General features: G+C 58.3%; 10 protein-coding genes. 8 read left to right on the top strand and 2 right to left on the bottom strand.

Annotation, left to right across the window (positions count from 1 at the left end; translation table 11 throughout):
• Positions 1-29: 29 nt before the first annotated feature.
• Positions 30-1,220, bottom strand: coding sequence for a maltose/maltodextrin ABC transporter substrate-binding protein MalE (malE, locus tag HMPREF3096_RS21565; protein WP_008807313.1), 1,191 nt, complete (start codon positions 1,218-1,220; stop codon positions 30-32).
• Between the two features lie 370 nt (positions 1,221-1,590).
• On the opposite strand from malE, the gene malK reads away from it, so the two are divergent.
• The 5 genes from malK (at position 1,591) to ubiA (ending at position 6,683) form a co-directional block, all read left to right on the top strand.
• On the top strand, positions 1,591-2,700 hold the full coding sequence (gene malK, locus HMPREF3096_RS21560; protein WP_008807312.1) for a maltose/maltodextrin ABC transporter ATP-binding protein MalK: 1,110 nt from the start codon (positions 1,591-1,593) through the stop codon (positions 2,698-2,700).
• Positions 2,701-2,785: 85 nt separating this feature from the next.
• Positions 2,786-4,075 carry a maltoporin gene (locus HMPREF3096_RS21555; protein ID WP_008807311.1) on the top strand — a complete coding sequence of 430 codons (1,290 nt, stop codon included), beginning with the start codon at positions 2,786-2,788 and terminating at the stop codon, positions 4,073-4,075.
• 114 nt (positions 4,076-4,189) lie between these two features.
• Complete coding sequence (gene malM, locus HMPREF3096_RS21550) at positions 4,190-5,119, top strand: maltose operon protein MalM (protein WP_008807310.1); 930 nt, start codon at positions 4,190-4,192, stop codon at positions 5,117-5,119.
• 187 nt (positions 5,120-5,306) lie between these two features.
• Positions 5,307-5,804, top strand: coding sequence for a chorismate lyase (gene ubiC, locus HMPREF3096_RS21545; protein WP_008807309.1), 498 nt, complete (start codon positions 5,307-5,309; stop codon positions 5,802-5,804).
• Positions 5,805-5,816: 12 nt separating this feature from the next.
• Complete coding sequence (gene ubiA, locus HMPREF3096_RS21540) at positions 5,817-6,683, top strand: 4-hydroxybenzoate octaprenyltransferase (RefSeq protein WP_008807308.1); 867 nt, start codon at positions 5,817-5,819, stop codon at positions 6,681-6,683.
• A gap of 57 nt (positions 6,684-6,740) precedes the next feature.
• Here the strand turns inward: ubiA and plsB are convergent, their stop codons facing one another.
• Complete coding sequence (plsB, locus tag HMPREF3096_RS21535; RefSeq protein WP_008807307.1) at positions 6,741-9,164, bottom strand: glycerol-3-phosphate 1-O-acyltransferase PlsB; 2,424 nt, start codon at positions 9,162-9,164, stop codon at positions 6,741-6,743.
• 128 nt (positions 9,165-9,292) lie between these two features.
• Here plsB and HMPREF3096_RS21530 point away from each other — a divergent pair, with 128 nt between their 5' ends.
• From HMPREF3096_RS21530 to dinF, 3 genes are all read left to right on the top strand, one after another.
• On the top strand, positions 9,293-9,661 hold the full coding sequence (locus tag HMPREF3096_RS21530) for a diacylglycerol kinase (RefSeq protein ID WP_008807306.1): 369 nt from the start codon (positions 9,293-9,295) through the stop codon (positions 9,659-9,661).
• 122 nt (positions 9,662-9,783) lie between these two features.
• On the top strand, positions 9,784-10,392 hold the full coding sequence (gene lexA / locus HMPREF3096_RS21525; protein ID WP_004206291.1) for a transcriptional repressor LexA: 609 nt from the start codon (positions 9,784-9,786) through the stop codon (positions 10,390-10,392).
• A 69-nt stretch (positions 10,393-10,461) separates the two neighbouring features.
• On the top strand, positions 10,462-11,778 hold the full coding sequence (dinF, locus tag HMPREF3096_RS21520) for an MATE family efflux transporter DinF (RefSeq protein WP_008807305.1): 1,317 nt from the start codon (positions 10,462-10,464) through the stop codon (positions 11,776-11,778).
• Positions 11,779-11,963: the final 185 nt, after the last annotated feature.

Here is an 11,963-nt window from a genome sequence, read left to right as displayed (position 1 = left end):
GGTAAGCGCAAGCGCCACCCGCCGTTTTCTTACTTGGTGATACGGCTCTGTGCATCCTTCAGTGCAGCATCGACCGTCTGGCGACCGCTGGCGGCGTTGATTACCGCGGTACGAACGGCATACCAGAAGGCAGACATCTGCGGGATGTTAGGCATGATTTCGCCATTCTGGGCGTTCGCCATGGTGGCGGCGATGCGCGGATCTTTTTCCAGTTTCTCCTGGAAGGATTTCAGCGCGACAGCACCCAGCGGTTTGTCGTTGTTAACCGCTTCCAGACCCTGATCGGTCATCAGGTAGTTTTCGAGGAACTCTTTCGCCAGCTCTTTGTTCGGGCTGGCGGCGTTGATACCGGCGCTCAGCACGCCAACGAACGGTTTCGATGGTTTGCCTTTAAAGGTCGGCAGCAGGGCGACGCCGTAATTAACCTTGCTCTTATCAATGTTAGACCACGCCCACGGACCGTTGATGGTCATGGCGGTTTCGCCTTTGTTGAAGGCGGCTTCCGCGATGGAGTAATCCGTGTCGGCATTCATGTGCTTGTTCTTGATCAGGTCAACCAGGAAGGTGAGACCCGCTTTCGCGCCTGCGCTGTCTACGCCGACGTTTTTCACGTCATATTTGCCGTTTTCAAACTTGAAGGCGTACCCGCCGTCGGCAGCGATCAGCGGCCAGGTGAAGTACGGTTCTTGCAGGTTGAACATCAGCGCGCTCTTACCTTTCGCTTTCAGCGCTTTATCCAGCGCCGGGATCTCTTCCCAGGTTTTCGGCGGGTTCGGCACCAGGTCCTTGTTATAAATCAGGGACAGGGCTTCAACCGCCACCGGATAGGCGATCAGTTTGCCGTTAAAGCGCACGGCATCCCAGGTGAAGGGATAGAGTTTGTCCTGGAACGCTTTGTCCGGGGTGATTTCAGCCAGCAGGCCGGACTGTGCGTAGCCGCCGAAACGGTCATGCGCCCAGAAGATGATGTCCGGGCCGTCGCCGGTCGCCGCAACCTGCGGGAACTTCTCTTCCAGCTTGTCCGGATGCTCTACGGAAACTTTAATGCCGGTGTCTTTTTCAAACTTTTTACCCACTTCAGCGAGGCCGTTATAGCCTTTGTCGCCGTTAATCCAGATAACCAGCTTACCTTCTTCAATTTTTGCGAGGGCAGAGGCGGAAAACATCATCGTGGTCAGTGCTGACAGCGCGAGGATGCGAGCGCCAGTTTTGATTTTCATATACCCGTCCTATTTGGTGATGTACTCGTGGATACACTTCGGTGGCTTAACGATGATGAGTTTCCTTTTTTAACAACCCCTTTCCATCCTCCCCAGGTCTACGCCCCACCCGCTGGTTGTGTGATCTCCATTGCAAAAACGGCCGTATTGCGTCCTGGAGCACAGAAAAAAGTGCCCAATTTTGTCGTCCCCATCACGAAATCACGCTGCGTCCGCCATCCCCCGCGGCGAGAGGCAATCTCTCATCCTCCCATCTCCTCCCCCATAAAAAAGCCGGGGGGTGGAGGATTTGCCAGCCTAAGGAATGCCGCATAGTCGACCCATCTTGAATGTGTCTTTAAGTGACAGGTTGTAACGAAGGGAGAAGGGCATGGCGAGCGTACAGCTGCGAAATGTAACGAAAGCCTGGGGCGACGTGGTGGTATCTAAAGATATCAATCTCGAGATCCAGGATGGGGAGTTCGTCGTGTTTGTTGGACCGTCGGGCTGCGGCAAATCCACCCTGCTGCGTATGATTGCCGGACTGGAAACCGTCACCAGCGGCGATCTGTTTATTGGCGATACCCGGATGAACGACGTGCCGCCAGCCGAACGTGGCATCGGCATGGTATTCCAGTCATATGCGCTTTATCCCCATCTTTCCGTTGCCGAAAATATGTCTTTCGGCCTCAAGCTGGCCGGCGCGAAAAAAGAGGTTATTAACCAGCGTGTGACTCAGGTGGCTGAGGTCTTACAGCTGGCGCATCTCCTGGAGCGTAAACCGAAAGCGCTTTCCGGTGGTCAGCGCCAGCGTGTGGCGATCGGTCGTACGCTGGTGGCAGAGCCAAGCGTCTTCCTGCTGGATGAACCGCTCTCTAACCTGGATGCCGCCCTGCGCGTCCAGATGCGTATCGAGATCTCCCGTCTGCATAAGCGACTGGCCCGCACCATGATTTATGTCACCCACGATCAGGTGGAAGCGATGACCCTCGCCGACAAGATCGTGGTTCTGGACGCCGGCCGTGTGGCGCAGGTCGGGAAACCGCTGGAGCTCTATCACTATCCGGCTGACCGCTTCGTTGCCGGCTTTATCGGTTCGCCGAAGATGAACTTCCTGCCGGTCAAAGTCACCGCAACGGCTATCGATCAGGTGCAGGTAGAACTGCCGAACCGTCAGCAAGTCTGGCTGCCGGTGGACAGCGCCAACGTTCAGGTGGGCGCCAACATGTCCTTAGGTATCCGCCCGGAGCATTTACTGCCCAGCGATATCGCCGATGTGACCCTCGAAGGCGAGGTTCAGGTCGTCGAACAGCTCGGTCATGAAACGCAAATTCATATCCAGATCCCCGCCATCCGTCAGAACCTGGTTTACCGCCAGAACGACGTGGTGTTGGTAGAAGAGGGAGCCACATTCGCCATCGGTTTGCCGCCAGAACGTTGCCACTTATTCCGTGAGGATGGCACCGCTTGTCGTCGGCTGCATAAAGAGCCGGGCGTGTAAGGCTTCCCATTAAAAAAAGGCGCGAACCCGGCAGGCGGTACACCGGCGAAGCGTTCAAAGAAAAGCAATGATCTCAGGAGATAGAATGATGATTACTCTGCGCAAACTTCCTCTGGCGGTCGCCGTCGCAGCAGGCGTAATGTCTGCTCAGGCGCTGGCTGTCGATTTCCATGGCTACGCGCGTTCCGGCATTGGCTGGACCGGCAGCGGCGGCGAGCAACAGTGCTTCAAAGCGACCGGTGCTCAAAGTAAATACCGTCTTGGTAACGAATGTGAAACCTATGCGGAACTGAAGCTGGGCCAGGAACTGTGGAAAGAAGGGGATAAGAGTTTTTATTTCGATACTAACGTTGCCTATTCCGTGAATCAGGAAGATGACTGGGAAAGCACCTCTCCGGCGTTCCGTGAAGCCAACATCCAGGGTAAAAACCTGATCGACTGGCTGCCGGGCTCCACGCTGTGGGCGGGTAAACGCTTCTATCAGCGTCATGACGTTCACATGATCGACTTCTACTACTGGGATATCTCCGGCCCGGGTGCAGGTCTGGAAAACGTTGACCTTGGCTTCGGTAAGCTCTCTCTGGCCGCTACCCGTAACTCAGAAAGCGGCGGTTCTTATACCTTCTCCAGCGATGACACCAAAAAATATGCAGCGAAAACGGCCAACGACGTCTTTGACATCCGTCTGGCGGGCCTGGAAACCAACCCGGGCGGCGTGCTGGAGTTAGGCGTCGATTACGGCCGTGCGAACCCGCAGGATGACTACCGCCTGGAAGACGGCGCGTCGAAAGACGGCTGGATGTGGACCGGTGAACATACTCAGTCCATCTGGGGCGGCTTCAACAAGTTTGTCGTTCAGTACGCGACCGACGCAATGACCTCCTGGAACAGCGGCCACTCTCAAGGGACCAGCATCGATAACAACGGCAGCATGATCCGCGTTCTGGATCACGGTGCGATGGACTTCAACGATGACTGGGGCCTGATGTATGTGGCGATGTACCAGGACGTGGACCTGGACAGCAAAAACGGTTCGACCTGGTACACCGTGGGTGTCCGTCCGATGTACAAATGGACGCCGATCATGAGCACCCAGCTGGAAATCGGTTACGACAACGTGAAATCCCAGCGTACCAGCGAAAACAACAACCAGTACAAAATTACTCTGGCTCAACAGTGGCAGGCAGGCAACAGCGTCTGGTCTCGTCCGGCTATCCGTATTTTCGCAACCTACGCGAAGTGGGATGAAAACTGGGGTTACAGCAACGCCTCCGGTCTGCAGACCAAAGACAGCAGCGGAAGCGGCATGTACACCTCCAGCCGCGGTGACGACAGCGAAGTTACCTTCGGTGCCCAGATGGAAGTGTGGTGGTAATACCGTCCGCAGGACGGGTGTAACCTGGGAGGGGCGTCAGCCCCTCCTGACTATTCAGGGTTAGCGCGCTATTGCCTGGCTACCGCTAAACCGATGCTATCCAAGGTGAGAAGAATGAAAATGAAGAAAACTCTCGTCGCTCTGTGTTTATCCGCAGGGATGTTGGCATGCGTGCCGGGGATGAGCCTTGCCGATGTTAACTTTGTACCGCAGAACACCAGCGCCGCGCCGTCTATTCCAGCCAGCGCGCTGCAGCAGCTGATCTGGACGCCTGCCGATCAATCAAAGACGCAGAGCGTTGATTTAACCACCGGCGGTCAACGCCTGGATGTCCCGGGGATCGTCGGACCGGTCGCCGCCTGGAGCGTACCGGCCAATATCGGTGAGCTGACCCTGACGCTCGACAGCGAACTGAACAAACATAAGCAGATTTTTGCGCCGAACGTGCTGATTCTGGATCAGAACATGACGCCAGCGGCGTTCTTCCCCAGCAACTACTTTACCTATCAGCAGCCGGGCGTCATGACCGCTGACCGCCTGGGCGGCGTGATGCGCCTGACCCCGGCGCTGGGCCAGCAAAAACTCTATGTGCTGGTGTTTACCACTGAAAAAGATCTCCAGCAGACCACGACCCTACTGGATCCGGCGAAAGCCTATGCCAAAGGCGCCGGCAATGCGGCCCCGGATATCCCGGATCCGATCGCTAAACATACCACCGATGGCGTGCTGAAGCTGAAAGTGAAAACCAATAGCACCTCCAGCGTGCTGGTGGGCCCGCTGTTCGGCTCCTCCGGCCCGGGTCCGGTCACCGTAGGCAATACCGCCGCGCCGGTGGCCGCGCCAGCCGCCGCTGCTGCTGCTGCACCGGCAGCCAAAAGCGAACCGATGCTCAGCGATACCGAAACCTACTTCAACAACGGTATTAAGCAGGCGGTGAAACAAGGTGACATCGACAAAGCCCTGAAATTGATGAACGAAGCTGAGCGCCTCGGCTCGAAATCCGCTCGTTCCACCTTTATCAGCAGTGTAAAAGGCAAGGGGTAATCGTCTCCCCACAATGCTGATGTTTAGGCACAGCCTTTAGGTGCATCCTTCGGGATGCACCTTTTTTTGCACGCGCGGCAGCCTGTTGCATGGCTGTTGCGTGAATGATCGTATATTGACGTTTGCCCGCCACCAACCGCCTATTCTGCGATACAATGCTTTCACGTTATGTACCGGAGAATCAGGCATGTCCCATCCTGCGCTTACGCGACTGCGTGCGCTGCGCTATTTTGCCGTTATGCCATCCCTGGCGCCGCCCCTGAGTGACTGGCTGCTGCTGGAGGACTCAATGACCCAGCGCTTTGAGCAACAAGGAAAGCAGGTCACCGTGACCCTGATTAACGAAGGGTATATTGAGCGTGAGGCGCTGACTGACGAAGCGGCGCTGCTACCTGACGAGCCGCGCTACTGGCTGCGGGAGATTATACTCAATGCCGATGGCGAACCCTGGCTGGCCGGGCGCACGGTGGTGCCGGAGTCGACACTGTGTGGTCCGGAGCTGGCGCTACAGCAGCTCGGGCAGATCCCGCTGGGCCGATACCTGTTCACGTCGTCGACATTAACCCGCGATTTTATTGAAATTGGTCGCGATGCAGCGCTGTGGGGGCGTCGTTCCCGCCTGCGGCTGAGCGGCAAACCCCTGCTGCTGACCGAGCTGTTTTTGCCTGCGTCGCCGTTGTACTAAGAGGAAGAAAAAATGGAGTGGAGTCTGTCGCAGAATAAGCTGTTGGCGTTTCATCGCCTGATGCGCACTGACAAACCGATCGGCGCTTTGCTGCTGCTGTGGCCGACGCTGTGGGCGCTGTGGGTGGCCTCGCCGGGCGTCCCGCCGCTGTGGATCCTGGCGGTATTCGTCGCCGGCGTCTGGCTGATGCGCGCCGCCGGCTGCGTGGTGAATGACTATGCCGATCGAAAATTTGATGGTCACGTAAAGCGTACCGCCCGTCGTCCGCTACCGAGCGGCGACGTTACCGAGAAAGAGGCGCGAACGCTGTTTATCGTTCTGGTGTTGCTCTCCTTCCTGCTGGTGCTCACCCTCAACACCATGACCATTCTGCTGTCGGTCGCGGCGCTGGCCCTGGCATGGGTCTACCCGTTTATGAAGCGCTACACTCATCTGCCGCAGGTGGTGCTGGGGGCCGCCTTTGGCTGGTCGATCCCGATGGCCTTCTCGGCCGTTAGCGAATCGCTGCCGCTGAGCTGCTGGCTGATGTTCCTCGCCAACATTCTGTGGGCGGTGGCCTACGATACCCAGTATGCGATGGTGGATCGCGATGACGACGTGAAGATCGGCATCAAGTCCACGGCGATCCTGTTCGGCGAAAACGATCGTCTGATTATCGGTATCCTGCAGGTGGCCGTGCTGGCGCTGATGGGCGCGGTGGGCTGGCTGAATGGGCTGGGCTGGGAATACTACTGGTCGTTGTTTGTCGCGGCAGGTCTGTTTGGCTGGCAGCAGAAGCTTATCTTCAATCGCGAGCGCGATAACTGCTTCAAAGCGTTTATGAACAATAACTACGTCGGGCTGGTGCTATTCCTGGGCCTGGCGATGAGCTACCTGTAATCCCCTGTCAGCTTCCCCCCGGTGTATCGGGGGGAAGCGAGGGCAGAAAACACCGCGTTACGCGTCATCCTGCGTGACGCTTTCAATCGTCAGCCGCACATCCGACGTAATCAAGTCCGCCAGCATCCGATAAACCTTCAGGGTCTCTTCCGGCTCGGCATCGCCGGTGTCGCTAATGTAGCCTTCATCGCGCAGGGTCAGCACCAGGGTGCTGAACACCGCTTTGTCGAAGAACTCCGGCGCGTTAATGCCATGCAGCACCGACAGGCGCTGGGCCACGGTACGACTCTCTTTTTCCAGCGAACTGCGGTTGATTGACGGGTTGGCGCTCAGCAGCCAGAAGGTGATGGCATAGCGCTGCAGCGTCTCGCGCGCGCCCGCGGCCAGCAGTTGCAGGGAGCGAGAGTGCGACGGATTGAGGCTCATCACCTCGCCATCGACGACGATCAGCTCCTGACGCAGCATCTCGGCAATCAATGCATCCACCACCCCGGCCAGCTCTGCTTTCTCCCAGCGCAGGAACAGCTCGGCCTTGAGGAACGGATACAGCGTTTCGACATGGCGCAGCACTTCGGTGCGGCTGAGCTGACGATGCTGAGTCACCAGGGCGGCTAACAGCGACGGTATCACCAGCATATGGGCGATGTTGTTGCGATAGTAGGTCATCAGCACCGCCTGCTCGCGCGGCAGGATGATGATATCGCCGATGGTGTCCTTCTCCACTTCGAACTTGTTCATTTGCAGCGCGTGGTCGATAAGCTCGCTGGCCGAAGCGGAAGGTGTCGTCGCATCTGGCGAATAGGGCACATTGCGCAGCAGCGCGAGGTAGCACTCCAGCTGTTGGGTGAGCTGCTCCCGGGTCAGTGAACGCTGACGCGAGGCCAGCAGCGCCGTGCAGCACAGGTTCATGGCGTTGGCCGCGCCGGCGTTGTTGATGCGCACCATCAGGTCAGCGGCGATGTTGTTCACCGTTGGCGTCAGCCAGGAAGGGCGGATGGCTTCGATCGGGTCGATGGCTTCCCGCCACTCCGGCACATGGTGGTTAAGGTAGGTCATCAGCGGCAGTGGTTCGCCGAAGTTGACATAGCCCTGGCCAAGGTTGCGCAGCTTGCTCAAGCCACGCACCATCTGCGGCAGGCTCTCTTTCTCTTTGGTGGCGCCGCGCAGCTCTTTAGCGTAGGTGCCTACTTCCATCACGTGTTCATAGCCGATGTAGATAGGCACCAGAGTGATCGGCCGGGTGCCGCCGCGCAGCATCGCCTGGATGGTCATCGACAGCGTACCGGTCTTCGGATCGAGCAGACGGCCGGTACGGGAGCGGCCGCCTTCGACGAAATACTCGACGGAATAGCCGCGGCTGAACAGCTCGCCAAGATATTCGCGGAACACCGTGGAGTAGAGCTTGTTGCCCTTAAAGGTGCGGCGGATGAAGAACGCGCCCAGGCGGCGGAAGATCGGCCCGGCTGGCCAGAAGTTGAGGTTGATGCCCGCCGCGATATGCGGTGGCACCAGGCCCTGATGATACAGGACGTAGGAGAGCAGCAGATAGTCCATGTGGCTGCGGTGGCAGGGGACATAGACAATCTCATGGCCGTCGTGAGCCAGCTGGCGCACGCGCTCGGCGTTATGCACGTTGATCCCCTGGTACAGGCGGTTCCAGGTGAAGCCGAGAATGCGGTCGGTCAGGCGGATCATCTCGTACGAGAAGTTCGCGGCAATCTCTTCCATCAGCGCGATAGCGTTCTGCTGAGCCTTCTCATGCGAAATTTTCTTGCTGCGCGCTTCGTCTTCCACCGCGCGGGCAATCGCTTTCGAGGCCAGCAGTTTATTAAACAGATCCTGGCGGGCCGGCAGACGCGGGCCGACGGCGGCCAGGCGCTGGCGGGCAAAGTGCATCCGGGCGACGCGAGCCAGCTTCTGGGCGATGATCTTATCGGTACCGTGCTCATCCGCCATGCGGCGCAGCGACACGGAAGGCGAGAAACGCACGAAACTGTCGCGGCCGAGCCAGGAGACGGCGAAAAATTTCTGGATACCGTTCAGCATCCGCAGCGGCGGATTGACTTCCCCTTTCTCACGACCCGGCGAGCGGCCGAACATCACCGAGACCGGCACCATTTGCACATCGAGGTCCGGATGGTTGCGGTGCAGATCGAGGTAGTCGTGGAACAGCTTGATGGACTCTTCTTTTGGCGTGTAATAGGTAAATACGCGCGGCCCACCGTGGATGAATACGTAACGCGGCAGCAGCGCGCCGTCGATCTCCAGCGGTTCAAGCGGATCGGGTAAATCATGCGCCAGGCATTGGGCGCGCAGCGTCAGCAGGTCCGCCTTGGAATTATAGGGCAGGACGTACATGACCGGACGCGAGGTATCGAGTCCTAATTCCTGGGCAGGCTCTGCCGGAATAGACTTGCTTTTTACCAGCACCCGTAATGGTAAATTCAGTAATTTATAGTAAATTCGTTGCCAGCCGGACATAAACGATGTGAAGCCTCTGGTTAATCATGCAAATGCGCGGCAAGAATAACAGAAAGTGGGCAAAATTTCCGTTACCACGCGGCAAACGCGTACACTCATCGACGTCATTTACGTAAAAAGGTTTTGTGATGGCCAATAATACCACCGGGTTAACCCGAATCATTAAGGCGGCAGGTTACTCCTGGAAAGGATTTCGCGCAGCGTGGATCAACGAGGCCGCGTTTCGTCAGGAAGGTATCGCCGCCATCGTGGCCGTCGCGATAGCCTGCTGGCTGGACGTCGACGCCATTACCCGCGTATTGCTGATTGGGTCGGTCCTGCTAGTGATGATAGTCGAAATTCTCAACAGCGCGATTGAGGCGGTCGTGGACCGTATAGGCTCGGAATATCATGAGCTTTCAGGGCGCGCCAAAGACATGGGATCGGCGGCGGTCCTGCTGGCGATTATCATCGCACTGATCACCTGGGGAACGCTGCTGTGGAGCCATTATCATTAACGTTCTTCGCTAAGCCTCGCAAAATATAAACAATCTGCCGATTTTTGTGTGCCATGTGGTTCCAAAATCACCGGTAGCTGTATATACTCACAGCATAACTGTATATACACCCAGGGGGCGGAATGAAAGCGTTAACGACCAGGCAGCAAGAGGTGTTTGATCTCATTCGGGATCATATCAGCCAGACGGGCATGCCGCCGACGCGTGCGGAAATTGCTCAGCGCTTGGGGTTCCGTTCCCCAAACGCGGCGGAAGAACACCTGAAAGCGCTGGCGCGTAAAGGCGCGATCGAGATCGTCTCCGGTGCTTCTCGCGGTATCCGCCTGCTGACGGAAGAAGAACATGGCCTGCCGCTGATCGGCCGCGTCGCCGCCGGCGAGCCGCTGCTGGCGCAGCAGCACATTGAGGGGCACTATCAGGTCGACCCGTCGATGTTTAAACCCAACGCGGATTTCCTGCTGCGCGTCAGCGGCATGTCGATGAAAGACATCGGTATCCTTGATGGCGATCTGCTGGCGGTCCACAAAACCCAGGACGTGCGTAACGGCCAGGTAGTGGTAGCGCGCATTGACGACGAAGTGACGGTGAAGCGCCTGAAAAAGCAGGGTAACGTCGTCGAACTGTTGCCGGAAAACAGCGAATTTACCCCTATCGTTGTCGATCTGCGTCAGCAGAGTTTTACCATTGAGGGTCTGGCCGTTGGCGTGATCCGTAATGGAGAATGGCTGTAACGCCTGCCCCTGTGCAGCGTCATCTGATGCATGACGCTGCGACGTTTGTCCTCAATCAGGTCTCCGAACATGCTGCTCAACGCTGCCGATAAAGCGCTGTGGCGCCTTGCGATCCCGATGATTTTCTCCAATATCACCGTCCCGCTGCTGGGGCTGGTGGATACCGCGGTGATCGGCCATCTTGACAGCCCGGTATACCTCGGCGGCGTCGCGGTTGGGGCGACGGCTACCAGTTTCCTCTTCATGCTGCTGCTGTTTTTGCGCATGAGCACCACCGGGCTCACCGCTCAGGCCTGGGGTGCCAAAGATCCGCTGCGACTGGCGCGGGCGCTGGTGCAGCCGCTGGCTCTGGCGCTGGGCGCCGGGGTTCTCATCATCCTGTTTCGCCTGCCGCTGATTAACCTCGCTCTGCATATTGTCGGCGGCAGTGAGGCGGTGCTTGAGCAGGCGAGACGGTTTCTCGAAATCCGCTGGCTCAGCGCCCCCGCCTCGCTGGCCAATCTGGTGCTGCTCGGCTGGCTGCTGGGAGTCCAGTACGCCCGGGCGCCGGTGATTCTGCTGGTGGTCGGTAATCTGCTCAATATTGTGCTCGACCTGTGGCTGGTGATGGGCCTGCGGATGAACGTCCAGGGGGCGGCGCTGGCCACGGTCACCGCGGAGTATGCCACTCTCATTATTGGCCTGATGATGGCGAAGCGGGTGCTGACGCTGCGCGGCGTGTCGCTGGCAATGCTGAAAAACGCCTGGCGCGGGGATCTGCGCCGTCTGCTGGCGTTGAATCGGGACATCATGCTGCGTTCCCTGCTGCTACAGCTGTGCTTTGGCGCGCTGACCGTGTACGGCGCGCGTCTGGGCAGCGACATTGTGGCGGTCAATGCGGTACTGATGACCATGCTGACCTTTACCGCCTATGCGCTGGATGGTTTTGCCTATGCCGTGGAGGCCCACTCCGGCCAGGCCTACGGCGCGCGCGACGGCAGCCAGCTGCTGGAAGTCTGGCGGGCGGCCTGCCGGCAGTCTGGCATGGTGGCGCTGGCGTTTGCCCTGATTTATAGCCTGGCGGGGGAGTACATCATCGCGTTGTTAACCTCGCTGCCTTCTCTGCAGCAGCTGGCCGATCGCTATCTGATCTGGCAGGCCATCCTGCCGGTGGTGGGCGTCTGGTGCTATCTGCTGGACGGCATGTTTATCGGCGCCACACGCGGCGCGGAGATGCGGAACAGCATGGCGGTCGCCGCGGCGGGGTTTGCTGTAACGCTGCTTTCGGTCCCGCTGCTCGGTAACCACGGTCTGTGGCTGGCGCTGGCGGTGTTCCTCGCCCTGCGCGGCCTGTCTCTGGCGCTGATCTGGCGTCGCCACTGGCGACACGGCACCTGGTTTAGCTAGTCATTGCCGTTCATCACGGCCATCTATGAATTCCCGCGGTTGCGCGCCGCTTACCGGGGCAACTCAGTAGCCCGGCTCAGCGTAGCGCAAGCCGGGAAAATCGCCTCAGCCTTACCCATCGGTATGATGGTTAAAAATTCCGAATAACGAATCGGTACCAGCATTCTCATCTATAGTTAATACCA

This window comes from Klebsiella sp. HMSC25G12 (assembly GCF_001807705.1).
Classification (GTDB): domain Bacteria; phylum Pseudomonadota; class Gammaproteobacteria; order Enterobacterales; family Enterobacteriaceae; genus Klebsiella; species Klebsiella variicola.
This window is presented reverse-complemented; position numbering and strand designations above follow the sequence as displayed.